Below are 17881 nucleotides of genomic sequence, written 5' to 3'. Positions count from 1 at the left end.
CCACACTGAATCCGTAACCATCCCTGGACAAGGACCCGACATGACCCGCGTGATCGCCGGTCGGGCAGGCGGCCGCCGCCTCTCCGTGCCGCCCGGCACTGGAACCCGGCCCACCTCCGACCGTGCCCGCGAAGGTCTCTTCTCCACCTGGCAGTCCCTCCTCGGCGGCCCCCTGGACGGCGAGCGGGTCCTCGACCTCTACGCCGGCTCGGGCGCCGTGGGCCTGGAGGCGCTGTCCCGGGGCGCGAGCCACACCCTGCTGGTCGAGGCGGACGCACGCGCCGCGAGGACCGTCCGGGAGAACGTGAAAAACCTGGGTCTGCCGGGCGCCGAGGTCAGAGCGGGCAAAGCGGAACAGATCATCAAGGCCCCGCCGCCGGCACAGCCCTACGACCTGGTCTTCCTCGACCCGCCGTACGCCGTCACGGACGACGATCTTCGCGAGATCCTGCTCACACTCCGCTCGGAACGCTGGCTCGCTGAGCAAGCGCTCGTCACCGTGGAGCGCAGCACCAGAGGCGGCGAATTCCGCTGGCCGGACGGCTTCGAGGCGATCCGGTCCCGTCGCTACGGCGAGGGAACGTTTTGGTACGGTCGCGCCGCCTCTACGTGCGAAGACGCACGATGACCGGACCGGAGAGCGAGGGATCACAAGTGCGCCGCGCCGTCTGTCCCGGGTCGTTCGACCCGATCACCAACGGACACCTCGACATCATCGCCCGGGCCTCCCGTCTCTACGACGAGGTCTACGTTGCGGTGATGATCAACAAGTCCAAGAAGGGCCTGTTCGAGATCGAGGAGCGGATCGAGCTGATCCGCGAGGTCACCTCCGAGTTCTCCAACGTCCGCGTGGAGGCGTTCCACGGCCTCCTCGTCGACTTCTGCAAGCAGCGCGACATCCCCGCCATCGTCAAGGGCCTGCGCGCCGTCAGCGACTTCGACTACGAGCTCCAGATGGCCCAGATGAACAACGGCCTCACCGGCGTCGAAACGCTGTTCGTGCCCACCAACCCCACCTACAGCTTCCTGTCCTCCTCCCTCGTGAAGGAGGTCGCCGCCTGGGGCGGCGACGTCTCCCACCTGGTGCCCGCCCAGGTCCTGGAGGCGCTGAACAAGCGCCTCGGCAGGGACTGATGGGGCTACAGTCGTCCCGTCCGTCTCCAACCCGGCTGTAGAGAGTGGCGAGCACAGGTGGACGTGCAGAAGAAGCTCGACGAGATCGTCTCCACGGTCTCCAGTGCCCGGTCCATGCCCATGTCGGCGTCGTGCGTGATCAACCGCGCCGAGCTGCTCGCGATGCTCGAAGAGGTGCGCCAGGCGCTGCCCGGCTCCCTCGCCCAGGCGCAGGAGCTGATCGGCGGCCGTGAGCAGATGGTCGAGCAGGCCCGGCAGGAGGCCGAGCGGATCATCGAGAACGCCCACGCCGAGCGCGGATCGCTGATCTCCGACACCGAGATCGCCCGCCGCTCCCAGGCCGAGGCCGACCGGATCCTCGCCGAGGCCCGCAAGGAGGCCGAGGAGATCCGCGCCGAGGCCGACGACTACGTCGACTCCAAGCTCGCCAACTTCGAGGTCGTCCTCACCAAGACCCTCGGCTCGGTCGGCCGCGGCCGCGAGAAGCTGCTCGGCACCGGCCCCGGCCTGGACGAGAACGGCTACGAGGACGAGGACGCCCCCGAGCGCAGCCAGGACCCGGAGACCCTGCGCCAGGACGCCGACGCCTACGTCGACGCCAAGCTGGGCGCCTTCGAGGCGGTCCTCGCCAAGACCCTGGAGGCCGTCGGCCGCGGCCGGCAGAAGCTGCACGGCCGGATCGCCACCGACGACCTCGGCGCCCTCGCCGCCGACACCACGACCTTCCAGCACTCCAGCGACGCCGACTACCTCGCCGACCTCGCGGCCCTCGCGGACGGCGACCGCGCCGCCCGGCGGGAGCCCGAGCCGTCGTACGAGCCGCAGCCCGGCTACGCCCCCGACCCCGGCTACGCACCGGCGGCAGCCGCCCCCGTGCAGCAGCAGGACCCCTACGCGGGCTTCCCGCAGCAGCCGGACTACCCGCCGCAGCAGGACCCGTACGGCTACGGGCAGGCCGACCCCTACGCGTCCCCCGCCTCCGGCTACACCCCGGCGGGAGCCGCCCCCTTCCAGGGCTCCTACGACGCCCCGCAGGCCGCCTACGACCCCGGCCGGGCCCAGCGGCCGCAGGAGCCCCAGCAGCAGCCCCAGCAGGGCTACGCCCTGGACGAGACCAGCCTCTTCGACACAAGCATGATCAGCGCGGAGCAGCTGAGGGCGTACGAGCAGGGCCGGGGCCTGTAGCAGCCGGCGGATTGGGCGCTGAGCGAAAGGTCCAGTATCCTGGCTCTTCGGTCGCGCGTATCCCCGCGATCACCGCTGCCCGGAACACCTGCGGGCGGCGTCCCTCCGAGTTCGAAGATCGAAAGCAGGAATGGCCTCCAACGCCCGCCTCGACCACCGCAACCCCCTCGTGTTCGACACGCACGAGCTGGGTCGGCGTCCTGGCGCGCTCCAGCGCCTGACCCGCACGATCGACGCTCCCGCCGACCTCGGCATCGAGGGGGTCATCGGAGTGCCGCAGGGCGCCCCGGTGGAGCTCGACCTCCGGCTCGAGTCGGTCATGGAAGGGGTGCTTGTCACAGGCACCGCCCGTGCAACGGCCGAGGGGGAGTGCGTAAGGTGTCTGGAGCCGGTCGGGCTGGAGCTCGAAGCGGACTTCCAGGAACTGTTCTCGTACCCTGACGCCGACGACCGGGGCCGTGTGATCGCGGAACCCGGCGCCGACGCCGAGGACGACGAGGACAGGTTCTTCCTCGAGGACGGACTGTTCGACCTCGAACCTCTGCTGCGCGATGCGGTGGTGCTCGCACTGCCGATGCAGCCGGTGTGCCAGGAAGGCTGTCCGGGCCTGTGCTCCGAGTGCGGGGCGCGGCTCGCGGACGACCCGGACCACCACCACGACGCCGTCGACATCCGTTGGGCGGCTTTGCAGGGACTCGCCGGTTCACTCGAAGACGGCGAGAAGGACGAGATGAGCGGCGGCGCGCCTCAGTCAGCACGCGCCGACGAGAAGCAGGAGAAGTAGCCGTGGCTGTTCCGAAGCGGAAGATGTCGCGCAGCAACACGCGCCACCGCCGGTCGCAGTGGAAGGCTGCGGTCCCCACCCTGGTTGCGTGTGAGCGCTGCCACGAGCCCAAGCAGCAGCACATCGCGTGCCCGTCTTGCGGCACCTACAACAAGCGCCAGGTCCTCGAAGTCTGAGCGGGCTGGTGAGAGGCACTGTGTCCACGGCGAAGAAGAACTCTCCCCGCGTCAGCGGGGGTGGCCCGGCGGACAACCAGGCCTCGTCCCATGCGCTTCTGGAAGGGCGGCTCGGCTACCAGGTCGAGTCCGCCCTTCTGGTGCGTGCGCTGACCCACCGTTCCTACGCGTACGAGAACGGCGGTCTGCCGACGAACGAGCGGCTGGAGTTCCTCGGGGACTCCGTGCTCGGCCTCGTCGTCACGGACACGCTGTACCGCACCCACCCCGACCTGCCCGAAGGCCAGCTGGCCAAGCTGCGGGCCGCGGTGGTCAACTCGCGTGCGCTGGCGGAGGTCGGCCGTGGCCTCGACCTCGGCGCCTTCATCCGGCTCGGCCGGGGTGAAGAGGGCACGGGCGGCCGGGACAAGGCGTCCATTCTCGCCGACACCCTGGAAGCGGTGATCGGCGCGGTCTATCTCGACCAGGGCCTCGACGCGGCCTCCGAACTGGTGCACCGCCTGTTCGACCCGCTGATCGAGAAGTCCTCCAATCTCGGCGCCGGCCTGGACTGGAAGACCTCGCTCCAGGAGCTGACCGCGATCGAGGGGCTCGGCGTGCCCGAGTACCTGGTCACGGAGACCGGCCCCGACCACGAGAAGACCTTCACTGCTGCCGCCCGCGTCGGAGGCGTCTCGTACGGCACCGGCACCGGCCGCAGCAAGAAGGAGGCGGAGCAGCAGGCCGCCGAGTCCGCCTGGCGGTCCATCCGGGCCGCAGCGGACGAGCGCGCCAAGGCGGCCGACGAGGCCGCCGCGGAGCCTGTGCGGGAGACGGCCGACGAGGCCGTCAAGGGCGGCGGTACGCCGTCCGCCACCGCCTGACCGCCCAGCACACGAGCGCCCGCCCCCGCCCTCCGGGCGGGGGCGGGCGCTCGGTTCATCCACCGGTCCGTACGGTTCTGACGGGGGTCGCCATGCCCGAGTTGCCCGAGGTCGAGGTCGTCCGGCGCGGCCTGGAGCGCTGGGTCGCCCACCGGACCGTCGCCGAGACCGAGGTGCTGCACCCACGCGCCGTGCGCCGGCACCTCGCCGGTGCCGACGACTTCACGCACCGGCTCAAGGGCCACCACATCGGCACGCCCCGCCGGCGCGGCAAGTACCTGTGGCTGCCGCTGGAGGAGACCAACCAGTCCGTCCTCGCCCACCTGGGCATGAGCGGCCAGCTGCTGGTCCAGCCGCACGACGCGCCGGACGAGAAGCACCTGCGCATCCGCGTCCGGTTCGCCGACGCCCTCGGCACCGAACTCCGCTTCGTCGACCAGCGCACCTTCGGCGGGCTGTCGCTGCACGACAACACCCCCGACGGCCTGCCCGACGTCATCGCGCACATCGCCCGCGACCCGCTGGACCCGCTCTTCGACGACGAGGCGTTCCACCGGGCGCTGCGCCGCAAGCGGACCACCGTCAAACGGGCACTGCTGGACCAGTCGCTGATCAGCGGCGTCGGCAACATCTACGCGGACGAGGCCCTGTGGCGCGCCCGCCTGCACTACGAGCGCCCGACGGCGACCCTCACCCGCCCGGTCACCACCGCGCTCCTCGGCCACGTCCGGGACGTCATGAACGCGGCCCTCGCCGTCGGAGGCACCAGCTTCGACAGCCTGTACGTCAACGTCAACGGCGAGTCCGGCTACTTCGACCGTTCGCTGGACGCCTACGGCCGGGAGGGCCTGCCGTGCAGGCGCTGCGGGACCCCGATGCGCCGCCGCCCCTGGATGAACCGGTCCAGCTACTTCTGCCCGAAGTGTCAGAGGGCGCCGCGCGTCTCGTCGTAACGCGCGCGGGCCGCGAGGACGTCGTCCATCGCGCCCTCCACGCAGTCGATCAGCGCCAGGAGCCGTTCGGCGACCCGACGGCCCAGGGGAGTCAGTTCGTAGTCCACCCGGGGCGGGTTCGTCGGCTGGGCCTCGCGGTGCACCAGGCCGTCGCGCTCCAGCGCGTGCAGCGTCTGGGACAGCATCTTCTCGCTCACGCCGTCGACGCGGCGGCGCAGTTCATTGAAGCGCAGCGAGCCCTCGTACAGCGCGCCGAGGGTCAGTCCGCCCCAGCGGCCCGTGACGTGCTCCAGCGTGCCGCGTGACGGGCAGGCCTTGGCGAAGACGTTGTAGGCGAGGTCTTCGTGGTCCTCGGTGGTGGCGCTCATACCACAAGCGTACGCGAACGCAGCGCTAACCCGCAGGTTGCACTAACCAGAAGTTAGTGCTTTCCTGTGGTCACTGCTTCGCGCTGCCCATCCGAGGAGTCGTCGTGACCACCCCTGTCGTTTCCATCGCCTACCACTCCGGCTACGGCCACACCGCCGTCCTCGCCGAGGCCGTCCGCTCCGGTGCGGTCGCGGCCGGTGCCGAGGTGCACCTGGTCAAGGTGGACGAGATCACCGAGGAGCAGTGGGAGACGCTGGACCGCTCCGACGCCATAGTCTTCGGCTCGCCCACCTACATGGGCACGGCCTCCGGCGCCTTCCACGTCTTCGCCGAGGCGACCTCCAGGCGCTGGTCCGGCCAGGACTGGAAGGACAAGCTGGCCGCCGGCTTCACCAACTCCGCCTCCAAGAGCGGCGACAAGCTGCACACCCTCCAGTTCTTCCAGACCCTCGCCGCCCAGCACGGCATGCACTGGGTCAACCTCGGCCTGCTCCCCGGCTGGAACAGCAGCACCGCCTCCGAGAACGACCTCAACCGCCTCGGCTTCTTCGCCGGCGCGGCCGCCCAGAGCAACAACGACCAGGGTCCCGAAGGCGTCCACAAGGCGGACGTGGCCACGGCCGAGCACCTGGGCCGCCGGGTGACGGAAACGGCGCGCGTCTTCGCCCGGGGCCGCGCCACCGCGTAGGTCCGCCGGCACGGCGGCGCGCCGGGTGAGCCCGCCGGCACCCGGCGGTCTCACCCGAGCGCTCGGCCCCCCGGCACGGGCCCCACCCGCACCGACCGCGGGGCCGGCCGGTCAGTAACCGAAGTCCTGCGTCCACCAGGGGCCGCCCGGTCCGAAGTGGACACCGACGCCGAGGGTCTTGAAGTCGCAGTTCAGGATGTTGGCGCGGTGGCCGGGGCTGCTCATCCAGGCCGCCATGACGGCCGCCGCGCCGGCCTGGCCCCGGGCTATGTTCTCGCCGCCGAGGCTGGTGACGCCGGCCTTCGCGGCCCGGTCCCACGGAGACCTGCCGTCCGGGTCGGTGTGGTCGAAGAAGCCTCGCGCGGCCATGTCGTCGCTGAACGCCTCGGCCAGGGCGGTGAGCGAGGAGTTCGCCGCCAGCGGGCTGCATCCGGCCTTCGCCCGTTCCTCGTTGACCAGCTTCAGGACCTCCGCCCCGGCGGCGGCCTCCCTCGACACAGTCACCTGCGCGGAGGTCGGCGTCGGCGCTCCGGTGGCCGTACGCGACGGGGTGCTCCGGGGCTTGGCGGACGCCGACGGCTTGGCGGACGCCGACGGCTTGGCCGGGGTGGCCTTGCGCGTGGGCCCGGCCGGGGTGGCCTTGCGCGTGGGCCCGGCCGGGGTGGCCTTGCGCGTGGGCCCGGCCGGGGTGGTCTTGCGCGTCGGCTCGGCCGGGGTGGTCTTGCGCGTCGGTTCCCGGGTGGCGGTCTTCGACGGGGACGGCGTGGGGGAGGCGGATGCCGATGCCGACGCGGATGCCGACGGGCTCGTGGACGCGCCGTGCCCGGTCTTCGCGCCGGTCGCGGTGCCGCTCGGGCTGCCGGTGCCGGTACCGGACCCGTCGGCCCTGCCCGAGGTGCCGCCCTGCTCGCCGGCCGTGTTGCCGGGCGAGCCCGCGACCTGCACCCGGTCACCGCCGGTCGTGTGCGTCCCCCCGCCGAGCCGGTAGGTCTCCAGGCCCGGCAGCACACCCGTGGCCACCGCGACCGTGCCGAGGGCGACGGCCACGGACACCCCGAGCAGGCCCGCGCGCACCGGCCGCAGGATCTTCTTCCGGTGCCGCCGGCCACCGTAGGACCCGTCCGACGGGGTCAACCCGCCACCGGAGCCGTGCCCGCCGGAGTTCCCGCCGGAGCCGGAGCCGGAGCCGGAGCCGGAGTTCCCGCCGGAGCCGGAGCCGTGGCCGCCGCCCCGGAAGCCGCCGCCGGAGCCGCCCGCGGCCGCTTCCGTTTCGTCGTCCGTCGCGAACAGGTACGCCTGGGCCTTGGCAGTGGCCTCGGCATAGGCCTCGGGGTTCAGGTAGGGCGCAGTGCCCATGGGTATCCGCCGGCCGTCACGGTCCCGCGCGGACGAGTGCAGGGGACCGGGGCCCGCGGCACCGGAGTGCGGTGTGTCCGGAACCCCGGCGGCGCGGCCCGTGGCGGCGCGGCCGGCGCCGATGCGTCGGTGGCGGCCCATGTCCTTGCCCTCTTCCTCAGTGCTTCCTCGTGCCCGCGGTCGACCCGGTGCCCGCACGGTGAGCGACTCGCCGTCGAGTGACGACCTCTGGCCGACCCGACTCACTCGATCGAGTGAGTTTCAGCTGCGATTCATTGGGTCCGGACGGTACCCCATGGAACTGGGGGACGACGTGTCCGGAAAGACACCGGCCGGTTAGGTTGCACCCATGAGTGAGGACGTACGACTGATCGCCTGGGTACGTGGACACGTGCAAGGTGTGGGTTTCCGCTGGTTCACGCGTGCCAAGGCCCTGGAGATCGGCGGGTTGAGTGGTTTTGCTCTCAATTTGGCCGACGGCCGCGTCCAGGTGGTCGCGGAGGGCGCCCGGGAGGGCTGCGAGGGCCTGCTGGACTGGCTCCAGGGCGGCGACACGCCCGGACGCGTGGACGGCGTGACCGAGATCTGGGACACACCCCGCGGGGGCTACGACGGCTTCGCGATCCGCTGATCCCCGGCGCCTGCGGAACGGGGCCGCCGCCCTTCCATCTGCCGCGGGCATGTGCGGAAAGCGGAAACGCCCTGGTGGTTGCCAAGTCGGGCGTGGCATGGCAGGCTCCGCAGGTACTGCTGGTCGTCACGCCCTGAGGGCCCGGAGGAGTCGCAGCGCCGCCGTTTCCCGGCCGCGCGCCCCGGTTCGCCCGCCAATACAGGGCGTGATCGTGTTGACCGTCAAACTTTTTGGTGAGACGCTGAAAGCCCCGCGCACCTTAGCTGTTTGGCATGGAGCAACAGCAGAGCACCACCCGGATGTGCCAAGCACCGCGGGTGCGAATCCCTCACGACCCACACCGCATCGGTCGGTCACTCAGTGTGGAGGACCATCCATCATGGCAAAGGCGCTTCTCGGTTACGTCGGCGGCTCCGACCCTCGACTCCTCGCCGAGATGCGACGGCTGCAGCAGCGCGTTCAGGACCTGGAGTCCGAGCTCGTACGGATCCAGGCGGAGAACGAAGCGCTGACGGCTGCCGCCTCTCAGGACAGGATCATGGAGAGCATCGACGCACACCAGGCGGAGCCTGCGCTCACCTGATCGCTGCACAGCTCCACGACAGCAGTCGCAGCGGACGGGCTGCCCGTATCAACCGCTCAATTGATCCAAGCGACTGAAACCCAGTCGTTCAGAGTTGCAAGGGACGCTTCGGCGTCCCTTCTTTCTTTCCCCGCGCATCCTTTCACCTTCTTCAACGTCTGGTGTGCCCCTCCCGTTCACTGGCGAAACCGTGGGGTTGCGAGTGTCCGTGGAGTGAGATAGCGGCGGCGGGTAGAGTCCGGCGGCGTGCACCTCAAGGCCCTCACCCTCCGCGGCTTCAAGTCGTTCGCCTCGGCGACCACGCTCCGGTTCGAACCGGGGATCACGTGTGTCGTCGGCCCGAACGGCTCGGGCAAGTCCAATGTGGTGGACGCGCTCAGCTGGGTCATGGGCGAACAGGGCGCCAAGTCGCTGCGCGGCGGCAAGATGGAGGACGTCATCTTCGCCGGCACCACCGGCCGCCCGCCGCTCGGCCGCGCCGAGGTGTCCCTGACCATCGACAACTCCGACGGGGCGCTGCCCATCGAGTACGCCGAGGTCACCATCACGCGGATCATGTTCCGCAACGGCGGCAGCGAATACCAGATCAACGGCGACACCTGCCGCCTCCTCGACATCCAGGAGCTGCTCTCCGACTCCGGCATCGGCCGGGAGATGCACGTCATCGTCGGCCAGGGTCAGCTCGACTCCGTCCTGCACGCCGACCCCATGGGCCGCCGGGCCTTCATCGAGGAGGCCGCGGGCGTCCTCAAGCACCGCAAGCGCAAGGAGAAGGCGCTGCGCAAGCTGGACGCGATGCAGGCCAACCTCGCGCGCGTGCAGGACCTCACCGACGAACTGCGCCGCCAGCTCAAACCCCTGGGCCGGCAGGCGGCGGTGGCGCGCCGGGCAGCCGTCCTCCAGGCCGACCTGCGCGACGCCCGGCTGCGGCTCCTCGCCCACGACCTGGTACGCCTGCGCGAGGCACTCCAGGCCGAGATCGCCGACGAGGCCGCCCTGAAGGAGCGCAAGGAGACCGCCGAGCAGCGGCTGAAGGAGGCCCTGCACCGCGAGTCCGCGCTGGAGGACGAGGTACGCCGGCTCACGCCGCGCCTCCAGCGCGCCCAGCAGACCTGGTACGAGCTGTCCCAGCTGGCCGAGCGGGTGCGCGGCACCGTCTCGCTGGCCGACGCCCGGGTCAAGAGCGCCACCTCCGCGCCGGGGGAGGAGCGGCGCGGCCGGGACCCCGAGGACCTGGAGCGCGAGGCCGCGCGCGTCCGCGAGCAGGAGGCCGAGCTGGAGGCCGCCCTGGAGGCGGCCCAGCGGGCGCTGGACGACACGGTGGCCCACCGCGCCGAGCTGGAGCGCGAGCTGGCCGTGGAGGAGCGCCGGCTGAGGGACGTCGCCCGCGCGATCGCCGACCGCCGCGAGGGGCTGGCCCGGCTGTCCGGCCAGGTGAACGCGGCCCGCTCGCGCGCCGCCTCCGCCCAGGCCGAGATCGACCGGCTGGCCCTGGCCCGCGACGAGGCGCGGGAACGCGCGGTGCGCGCCGAGGAGGAGTACGAGGCCCTCCAGGCCGAGGTCGACGGCCTCGACGCCGGCGACGCCGAGCTGGCCGAGCGGCACGAAGCGGCGAAGCGGCAGCTGGCGGAGGCGGACGCGGCCCTGGGCGCGGCCCGGGAGGCACTCACCGCGGCCGAGCGGGGCCGGGCGGCGACCCAGGCCCGCCATGACGCCCTGTCCCTCGGCCTGCGCCGGAAGGACGGCACCGGCATACTCCTCGGCGCCCGCGATCGCCTGACCGGAGTGCTGGGCCCGGCGGCGGAGCTGCTGAAGGTCACCCCCGGCCACGAGATCGCGCTCGCCGCGGCCTTCGGCGCGGCCGCCGACGCGATCGCCGTGACGACCCCCGCGGCGGCGGCCGAGGCGATCACCTTGCTCCGCAAGCAGGACGGCGGCCGAGCAGCCCTCCTCCTGTCAGACGCCCCGGACCCGACGCCCGCCGGAATCACGCGCACCGACGCCCCCGGCCACGCCGAACGGCCAGACGACGGTTCCGCGTCAGCACCCGCACGCGACACGGGAACCGGCGCGCCTGGCCACGACGGACGGACAGCCGGCGCTCTCGGGGAAGCGCCCGCAAGGGGCGCGGGGAACGGCGCGCACAGCCACGACGGACGGACAGTCGGCGCTCTCGGGGAAGCGCCCGCAAGGGGCGCGGGGAACGGCGCGCACAGCCACGACGGACGGACAGTCGGCGCTCTCGGGGAAGCGCCCGTAGGGGGCGCGGGGAACGGCGCGCACAGCCACGACGGACGGACAGTCGGCGCTCTCGGGGAAGCGCCCGTAGGGGGCGCGGGGAACGGCGCGCCCAGCCACGACGCACCCGCACCCGCCCACCGACCAGGCACCCCCCTCCCCGGCGGCCCCCTCCCCGCCGCCGACCTCGTCCGCGGCCCCGTCGAGCTGATGCCCGCCGTCCGCCGCCTCCTGCACGGCATCGTCGTGGTCGACACCCTGGACGACGCCGAGGCGCTGGTCTACGCGCGCCCGGACCTCACCGCCGTGACCGCCGAAGGCGACCTCCTGAGCGCCCACTTCGCGCACGGCGGCTCCGCCGGCGCGCCCAGCCTGCTGGAGGTGCGGGCCTCCGTCGACGAGGCCGCGGCCGAGCTGGCCGAGCTGGCGGTGCGCTGTGAGGAGCTGGCCCGGGAGCAGCAGTCGGCGGCCCGACGGCGTACCGAGGCCGCCGCTCTCGTGGAGGAACTCGCAGAGCGGCGGCGGGCCGCCGACCGGGAGAAGTCGGCCGTGGCCCAGCAGCTCGGGCGGCTGGCCGGACAGGCGCGCGGCGCCGCCGGGGAGGCCGAGCGGTCGGCCGCGGCGGCGGCCCGCGCGCAGGAGGCGCTGGAGAAGGCCGTACAGGAGGCCGAGGAACTCGCCGAGCGGCTCGCGGTCGCCGAGGAGATGCCGGTGGAGGAGGAACCGGACACCTCCGTCCGGGACCGGCTCGCCGCCGACGGGGCCAACGCCCGGCAGACCGAGATGGAGGCCCGCCTCCAGGTCCGTACGCACGAGGAGCGGGTCAAGGGACTCGCGGGGCGCGCCGACTCCCTCGACCGGGCGGCCCGCGCCGAACGTGAGGCACGCGCGCGTGCCGAGCAGCGCCGGGCCCGGCTGCGCCACGAGGCGGCCGTGGCCGAGGCCGTGGCCCTGGGCGCCCGGCAGCTGCTCGCGCACGTCGAGGTGTCCCTCACCCGGGCCGAGCGGGAGCGCACCGCCGCCGAGGCCGCGAAGGCCCGGGGCGAGCGGGAACTGGCCGCCGCCCGGACGGCGGGCCGGGAGCTGAAGGCCGAACTCGACAAGTTGACGGATTCGGTCCACCGCGGCGAGGTACTCGGCGCCGAGAAGCGGCTGCGCATCGAGCAGCTGGAGACCAAGGCGCTGGAGGAGCTGGGTGTCGAACCGGAGGGGCTGGTGGCGGAGTATGGTCCGCACCTGCCCGTGCCGCCCTCGCCCCCCGCCGAGGGCGAACGGCTGCCGGACGACCCGGAGCACCCGCGCAACCAGCCCCGCCCCTTCGTGCGCGCCGAGCAGGAGAAGCGGCTGAAGGCCGCCGAGCGGGCCTACCAGCAGCTGGGCAAGGTCAACCCGCTGGCGCTGGAGGAGTTCGCCGCGCTGGAGGAGCGGCACAAGTTCCTCAGCGAGCAGCTGGAGGACCTGAAGAAGACCCGCGCCGACCTGCTCCAGGTGGTGAAGGAGGTCGACGAGCGCGTCGAGCAGGTCTTCACCGAGGCGTACCGGGACACCGCCCGGGAGTTCGAGGGCGTCTTCGGCCGGCTCTTCCCCGGCGGCGAGGGCCGCCTGGTGCTGACCGACCCCGGCAACATGCTCGCCACGGGCGTGGACGTCGAGGCGCGTCCCCCGGGCAAGAAGGTCAAGCGGCTGTCGCTGCTCTCCGGCGGTGAGCGCTCGCTGACCGCGGTGGCGCTCCTGGTGTCGATCTTCAAGGCCCGGCCGAGCCCCTTCTACGTCATGGACGAGGTCGAGGCCGCGCTGGACGACACCAACCTCCAGCGGCTGATCCGGATCATGCAGGAGCTCCAGGAGACCTCGCAGCTGATCGTGATCACGCACCAGAAGCGCACGATGGAGGTCGCCGACGCGCTCTACGGCGTCTCCATGCAGGGCGACGGTGTGTCAAAGGTCATCTCACAGCGGCTGCGGTAACTCTCTGTTCAAGAATTGAACACAACCCCTCAGGGCATATCTAAAAACTCACAGTCGTTGAACTATTGACTTCGAAACTTGAAGGCATAGTCTCTCCAGCGTTGCTTTTACCTTCAGGTGTCGCCACCTGAGAGGGCTCACCCCCACGCGGCAGCGTTGCCGCGGCCCGAGGAGATACACGTGACCAGCACAGCGCAGGCACCACAGTCAGGAGCCAGGACGGCCCACCCCGATCATCTCGGGCACGTCATATTCATCGCGGCGGCCGCCGCCATGGGCGGCTTCCTCTTCGGCTACGACAGCTCCGTCATCAACGGCGCCGTCGAGGCCATCCGCGACCGCTACGACATCGGCTCCGCGGCCCTCGCGCAGGTCATCGCGATCGCCCTGATCGGCTGCGCCATCGGCGCCGCCACCGCCGGCCGCATCGCCGACCGGATCGGCCGCATCCGCGTCATGCAGATCGCCGCGCTCCTCTTCGTGGTCAGCGCCGTCGGCTCCGCGCTGCCGTTCTCCCTGTGGGACTTCGCCCTGTGGCGTGTCGTCGGCGGCTTCGCCATCGGCATGGCCTCCGTGATCGGCCCGGCCTACATCGCCGAGGTCGCCCCGCCCGCCTACCGCGGCCGGCTCGGCTCCTTCCAGCAGGCCGCGATCGTCGTCGGCATCGCCGTCTCCCAGCTGGTCAACTGGGGTCTGCTCAACGCCGCCGGCGGCGACCAGCGCGGCGACCTGATGGGCCTGGAGGCCTGGCAGGTCATGCTCGGCGTGATGGTCGTCCCGGCCGTCCTCTACGGCCTGCTCTCCTTCGCCATCCCCGAGTCCCCGCGCTTCCTGCTCTCCGTGGGCAAGCGGGACCGCGCCCGGGAGATCCTCGCCGAGGTCGAGGGCAAGGACGTCGACCTGGACGCCCGCGTCGCCGAGATCGAGCTGGCGATGAAGAGTGAGCACAAGTCCACCTTCAAGGACCTGCTCGGCGGCTCCTTCTTCTTCAAGCCGATCGTCTGGATCGGTATCGGCCTGTCGGTCTTCCAGCAGTTCGTCGGCATCAACGTCGCGTTCTACTACTCCTCGACGCTGTGGCAGTCGGTCGGTGTCGACCCGACGGACTCGTTCTTCTACTCCTTCACCACCTCGATCATCAACATCGTCGGCACCGTGATCGCGATGATCTTCGTGGACCGCGTCGGCCGCAGGCCGCTCGCCCTCATCGGCTCGGTCGGCATGGTCGTCGGTCTCGCCCTGGAGGCCTGGGCGTTCTCCTACGACCTGGTCGGCGGCAAGCTGCCGAGCACCCAGGGCTGGGTCGCCCTGATCGCCGCCCACCTCTTCGTCCTCTTCTTCGCCCTGTCCTGGGGCGTGGTGGTCTGGGTCTTCCTCGGCGAGATGTTCCCGAACAGGATCCGTGCCGCCGCGCTGGGCGTGGCCGCCGCCGCGCAGTGGATCGCCAACTGGGCCATCACCGCGAGCTTCCCGTCGCTGGCCGACTGGAACCTGTCGGGGACCTACGTGATCTACACCGTCTTCGCCGCGCTCTCCATCCCGTTCGTCCTGAAGTTCGTCAAGGAGACGAAGGGCAAGTCCCTGGAGGAGATGGGCTGACCCGCGCAGCCCCCGCGACTCGGGGAGAAGGGCCAAGTCCCCGCTGCCCCTCTCCTCGTACCGTCCGCCGCCCCCGGACCGGCCACCGCCGGACCGGGGGCGGCGGTGCCGTACCCGGACCCCGGAAGCGCGGGCCGGTCGCCGAGCGCTGCCGCGTCCCCGGCCGGCAACCGGTGCCGAGCGCTGCCGCGTCCCCGGCCGGCAACCGGTGCCGAGCGGTGCCGCGTCCCCGGCCGGCAACCGGTCGCCGAGCGGCGCCGTACCCGGACGCCGCAGCCGGTTCACGGCGCCGGGTGCGACGAGGCGGGAGCCGTACGACGGCGGACGAGGCGGGAGCCGTACGACGGCGGACGAGGCGGGAGCCGTACGACGGCGACGGACATGCGGCGTCCCCCTCCGGTACGGCTTGGTGGAGGGGGACGGTGGCCGGCGTGGCGCCGGAGGGCCGGGAAGGCGGCGGCCGGTGTCAGGCGCCGGCGGGCGCGGGCTCCTCGACGGGCTCGCCGGACCGGTCCGGCGTCACCGCGGCCGGCTTCGGCAGGACCAGGTACAGCAGTCCCGAGATCACGACCGTCGCCACCCAGCCGAGGCCGTACTCGCCGATCACGTTGTTCTTCGCGAGCGGGCCGGTGAACCAGTCCGAAGTGGTGAACATCAGGCCCGAGACCAGGCCGACCGCCCAGGCGGCCACGGCGGCGGGGGCGAAGCCCCCCTTGTACCAGTAGGCGCTGGTGCGCGAGGTGTCGGCCATGGCCCGGCCGTCGTACTCGGTACGGCGCAGCATGTCCGCGCCGAACACGCCGACCCACGCCGAGAAGGCGACCGCGAGCAGCGACAGGAAGGCGATGAACGAGCCCATGAAGCTCGTGGCCACCAGCATCAGCACCCCGCCGAAGACGAGCGAGATGACGGCGTTGACCGAGACCGCCCAGTGCCGGGGCACCGTGATGCCCAGGGTCTGCGCGGTGAAGCCCGCCGAGTACATCGACATCGAGTTGATCAGAAGCATGCCGATCAGCGCGATGAACAGGTACGGCACCGCGATCCACGTCGGCAGGATCTCGCCCAGGAAGGACACCGGGTCGCTCGCCGAGGCCAGGTCCGGCGTGGAGACCGCCATCACCGCGCCCATCAGGACCATGGGCAGCACGACCACACCGGCGCCGCCGACCGCCGTGCCCACGATCGCCCGGGAGGACGCCGTGCGCGGCAGGTAGCGGGTGAAGTCCGGCGCGGACGGGATCCAGCTGACACCGCCGGCCGCGATCATGCCGATGCCGGTGATCACCGAGGCCGTGGAGCCGGCGCCGTGGTCCAGCACCTTCGACCAGTCGGTGTTCGCCACCAGGTAGACCAGGACCAGCACCGAGAAGACGCCGAAGAGGTAGGTCGCGTACGTGTTGCACTTCTGCACGGCGCTGATGCCGAGCCCGGAGATCGCGAAGGTCGCGACCACGAACACCAGCAGCATCACCATGTCCAGCACGCTGTTCGCCTTCAGGCCGAACAGGATGTCCAGGATGGTCAGCATCGCGTAGGCGCCGGTCACCGCGTTGATCGTCTCCCAGCCCCAGCGCGCGACCCAGATCAGCGAGCCGGGCAGCAGGTTGCCGCGCTGGCCGAAGACCGCGCGGGAGAGGGCCATGCCGGGCGCGCCGCCCCGCTTGCCGGCGATGCCGATCAGCCCGACCAGGCCGTACGACACGATCGGCGCGGCCACCGCGACGACCAGCGCCTGCCAGATGTTCAGGTGGTAGGCCACGACCAGGCTCGCGCCCATGGTCAGCAGCAGGACGCTGATGTTCGCACCGACCCAGGTGGGGAACAGCTCCCGGGTCCTGGCGGTGCGCTCGTGGTCCGGGACCTGCTCGATGCCGCGGGTCTCGAGAGCGCCTTCGGTCTCGACGGTTTTGCTCATGAAAAAGGGGCCAGACGTGGGGGGACAGCGGACGATCGGACTCTACGCGCGTGGATAGACGCCCCACCATCGTACTTTGCTCCGAGTCCTCGTATTACGGGGTGTTTGTCTCTCGGATGAAGGCACAAACGGGGCTCCGGAGAACCCCATGGCCGATACTGGTCGGGTTATGGAAACCGTCATCCTTGCTGTAGTCATCGCCGTGGTCGTGCTCGCGGCGCTCGGCGGGCTTCTGGTCGGCAGCCGGCGCCGCAAGCCGCTGCCCCCGCCGCCCCCGAAGGCGCCCGACATCACCGCGCCCCCGGCCGAGCCGCACGTCGGCGACGAGGCCGAGACGCCGCGCGACGAACCGCGCCGGACGATCGAGGAGGTGGATCTCCCAGGCGGCCCCGCACCGGTCGCCGTCGAGGAGCCCCCCGTTGTCGAGGTTCCGCCGATCGAGGTCCCGGAGCCCACCGCGGGCCGGCTGATCCGGCTGCGCGCCCGCCTGTCCCGCTCGCAGAACGCCCTCGGCAAGGGCCTGCTCACCCTGCTCTCCCGGGAGCACCTGGACGAGGACACCTGGGAGGAGATCGAGGACACGCTGCTCACCGCCGACGTCGGTGTGCAGCCCACCCAGGAGCTGGTCGAGCGCCTGCGCGAACGCGTCAGGGTGCTCGGCACCCGCACCCCCGAAGAACTGCGCGGCCTGCTGCGCGAGGAACTGCTCGCGCTGGTCGGCACCGACGTCGACCGCACGGTGAGGACCGAGCCCGAGGACCGCAAGCCCGGCATCGTGATGGTCGTCGGCGTCAACGGCACCGGCAAGACCACCACCACCGGCAAGCTCGCCCGCGTGCTCGTCGCCGACGGCCGCACGGTCGTCCTCGGCGCCGCGGACACCTTCCGGGCCGCCGCCGCCGACCAGCTCCAGACCTGGGGCGAGCGCGTCGGCGCCCACACCGTGCGCGGACCGGAGGCCGGTGACCCCGCCTCCGTCGCCTTCGACGCGGTCAAGGAAGGCAAGGAGATGGGGGTCGACGTCGTCCTCATCGACACCGCCGGCCGGCTGCACACCAAGACCGGTCTCATGGACGAGCTGGGCAAGGTCAAGCGCGTGGTCGAGAAGCACGCGCCGCTGGACGAGGTGCTGCTCGTCCTGGACGCCACCACCGGCCAGAACGGCCTCGTGCAGGCCCGTGTGTTCGCCGAGGTCGTGGACATCACCGGCATCGTGCTGACCAAGCTGGACGGCACGGCGAAGGGCGGCATCGTGGTCGCGGTCCAGCGCGAGCTGGGCGTGCCGGTCAAGCTGGTCGGACTCGGCGAGGGCGCGGACGATCTCGCCCCGTTCGAGCCGGAGGCGTTCGTGGACGCCCTGATCGGCGACTGAGCCGCCGCGCCCGCCCGCGGGCGCCCGGCGGGAAGCTCCCGCCCCCGAGGTGCAGTCGGGGACG

Annotated in this window: 16 protein-coding genes; 13 read left to right on the top strand and 3 right to left on the bottom strand. The window is 71.8% G+C overall.

The annotated features are described in order from the left end of the window. Positions 1–40 precede the first annotated feature (40 nt). The 7 genes from rsmD to mutM all read left to right on the top strand — a co-directional run bounded on the left by rsmD (position 41) and on the right by mutM (position 5095). Complete coding sequence (rsmD, locus tag ABZ576_RS14310) at positions 41–628, top strand: 16S rRNA (guanine(966)-N(2))-methyltransferase RsmD (protein ID WP_360739779.1); 588 nt, start codon at positions 41–43, stop codon at positions 626–628. 26 nt (positions 629–654) lie between these two features. Continuing rightward, a complete protein-coding gene (gene coaD, locus ABZ576_RS14305) occupies positions 655–1134 on the top strand; it encodes a pantetheine-phosphate adenylyltransferase (protein WP_360740062.1) in 480 nt (159 codons plus the stop codon). Positions 1135–1191: 57 nt separating this feature from the next. After that, the gene (locus ABZ576_RS14300; RefSeq protein ID WP_360739777.1) at positions 1192–2319 is read left to right on the top strand and encodes an ATP synthase F0 subunit B; all 1128 of its coding nucleotides are present in this window, start codon (positions 1192–1194) and stop codon (positions 2317–2319) included. Between the two features lie 130 nt (positions 2320–2449). Beyond that, positions 2450–3103: a YceD family protein gene (locus ABZ576_RS14295; protein WP_360739776.1), complete on the top strand. Its 654-nt coding sequence runs from the start codon at positions 2450–2452 to the stop codon at positions 3101–3103. Between the two features lie 2 nt (positions 3104–3105). Next, positions 3106–3279: a 50S ribosomal protein L32 gene (rpmF, locus tag ABZ576_RS14290; RefSeq protein WP_003951102.1), complete on the top strand. Its 174-nt coding sequence runs from the start codon at positions 3106–3108 to the stop codon at positions 3277–3279. A gap of 20 nt (positions 3280–3299) precedes the next feature. After that, positions 3300–4142, top strand: a complete 843-nt coding sequence (gene rnc / locus ABZ576_RS14285) for a ribonuclease III (protein ID WP_360739775.1) — start codon at positions 3300–3302, stop codon at positions 4140–4142. 92 nt (positions 4143–4234) lie between these two features. Further along, positions 4235–5095: a bifunctional DNA-formamidopyrimidine glycosylase/DNA-(apurinic or apyrimidinic site) lyase gene (gene mutM / locus ABZ576_RS14280; protein WP_360739774.1), complete on the top strand. Its 861-nt coding sequence runs from the start codon at positions 4235–4237 to the stop codon at positions 5093–5095. On the opposite strand, the gene ABZ576_RS14275 is transcribed toward mutM, so the two are convergent. Next, positions 5068–5463, bottom strand: a complete 396-nt coding sequence (locus tag ABZ576_RS14275) for a helix-turn-helix domain-containing protein (RefSeq protein WP_360739772.1) — start codon at positions 5461–5463, stop codon at positions 5068–5070. The genes mutM and ABZ576_RS14275 overlap by 28 nt on opposite strands. A gap of 104 nt (positions 5464–5567) precedes the next feature. On the opposite strand from ABZ576_RS14275, the gene ABZ576_RS14270 reads away from it, so the two are divergent. After that, positions 5568–6152, top strand: a complete 585-nt coding sequence (locus tag ABZ576_RS14270; RefSeq protein WP_360739770.1) for a flavodoxin family protein — start codon at positions 5568–5570, stop codon at positions 6150–6152. 111 nt (positions 6153–6263) lie between these two features. On the opposite strand, the gene ABZ576_RS14265 is transcribed toward ABZ576_RS14270, so the two are convergent. Continuing rightward, positions 6264–7649 (bottom strand): CAP domain-containing protein, encoded by a 1386-nt coding sequence (locus ABZ576_RS14265; RefSeq protein ID WP_360739768.1) that lies wholly within the window; start codon positions 7647–7649, stop codon positions 6264–6266. A 208-nt stretch (positions 7650–7857) separates the two neighbouring features. Between ABZ576_RS14265 and ABZ576_RS14260 the strand changes: the two genes are divergently transcribed. The 4 genes from ABZ576_RS14260 to ABZ576_RS14245 all read left to right on the top strand — a co-directional run bounded on the left by ABZ576_RS14260 (position 7858) and on the right by ABZ576_RS14245 (position 14527). Next, complete coding sequence (locus ABZ576_RS14260; RefSeq protein ID WP_360739767.1) at positions 7858–8139, top strand: acylphosphatase; 282 nt, start codon at positions 7858–7860, stop codon at positions 8137–8139. 379 nt (positions 8140–8518) lie between these two features. Then, positions 8519–8722, top strand: coding sequence for a hypothetical protein (locus ABZ576_RS14255; RefSeq protein WP_014675251.1), 204 nt, complete (start codon positions 8519–8521; stop codon positions 8720–8722). A 246-nt stretch (positions 8723–8968) separates the two neighbouring features. After that, positions 8969–12928, top strand: coding sequence for an AAA family ATPase (locus tag ABZ576_RS14250; RefSeq protein WP_360739765.1), 3960 nt, complete (start codon positions 8969–8971; stop codon positions 12926–12928). A gap of 180 nt (positions 12929–13108) precedes the next feature. Continuing rightward, positions 13109–14527, top strand: coding sequence for a sugar porter family MFS transporter (locus tag ABZ576_RS14245; protein ID WP_360739764.1), 1419 nt, complete (start codon positions 13109–13111; stop codon positions 14525–14527). Positions 14528–14993: 466 nt separating this feature from the next. Here ABZ576_RS14245 and ABZ576_RS14240 read toward each other — a convergent pair whose 3' ends face one another. Next, positions 14994–16445, bottom strand: a complete 1452-nt coding sequence (locus ABZ576_RS14240; protein ID WP_360739762.1) for a cytosine permease — start codon at positions 16443–16445, stop codon at positions 14994–14996. 169 nt (positions 16446–16614) lie between these two features. On the opposite strand from ABZ576_RS14240, the gene ftsY reads away from it, so the two are divergent. Next, positions 16615–17817, top strand: coding sequence for a signal recognition particle-docking protein FtsY (gene ftsY / locus ABZ576_RS14235; RefSeq protein ID WP_360739760.1), 1203 nt, complete (start codon positions 16615–16617; stop codon positions 17815–17817). Positions 17818–17881: the final 64 nt, after the last annotated feature.

This window comes from Streptomyces sp. NPDC013455, from assembly GCF_040632975.1.
In the GTDB taxonomy this organism is placed as follows: Bacteria; Actinomycetota; Actinomycetes; order Streptomycetales; family Streptomycetaceae; genus Streptomyces.
This window is presented reverse-complemented; position numbering and strand designations above follow the sequence as displayed.

What these genes read in the sequence shown, in the direction of transcription:
- rsmD (WP_360739779.1), top strand. Translation starts at nt 41, where the DNA reads ATGACCCGCGTGATCGCCGGTCGGGCAGGCGGCCGCCGCCTCTCCGTG.
- ABZ576_RS14295 (WP_360739776.1), top strand. Translation starts at nt 2,450, where the DNA reads ATGGCCTCCAACGCCCGCCTCGACCACCGCAACCCCCTCGTGTTCGAC.
- mutM (WP_360739774.1), top strand. Translation starts at nt 4,235, where the DNA reads ATGCCCGAGTTGCCCGAGGTCGAGGTCGTCCGGCGCGGCCTGGAGCGC.
- ABZ576_RS14275 (WP_360739772.1), bottom strand. Translation starts at nt 5,463, where the DNA reads ATGAGCGCCACCACCGAGGACCACGAAGACCTCGCCTACAACGTCTTC.
- ABZ576_RS14265 (WP_360739768.1), bottom strand. Translation starts at nt 7,649, where the DNA reads ATGGGCCGCCACCGACGCATCGGCGCCGGCCGCGCCGCCACGGGCCGC.
- ABZ576_RS14260 (WP_360739767.1), top strand. Translation starts at nt 7,858, where the DNA reads ATGAGTGAGGACGTACGACTGATCGCCTGGGTACGTGGACACGTGCAA.
- ABZ576_RS14255 (WP_014675251.1), top strand. Translation starts at nt 8,519, where the DNA reads ATGGCAAAGGCGCTTCTCGGTTACGTCGGCGGCTCCGACCCTCGACTC.
- ABZ576_RS14240 (WP_360739762.1), bottom strand. Translation starts at nt 16,445, where the DNA reads ATGAGCAAAACCGTCGAGACCGAAGGCGCTCTCGAGACCCGCGGCATC.
- ftsY (WP_360739760.1), top strand. Translation starts at nt 16,615, where the DNA reads ATGGAAACCGTCATCCTTGCTGTAGTCATCGCCGTGGTCGTGCTCGCG.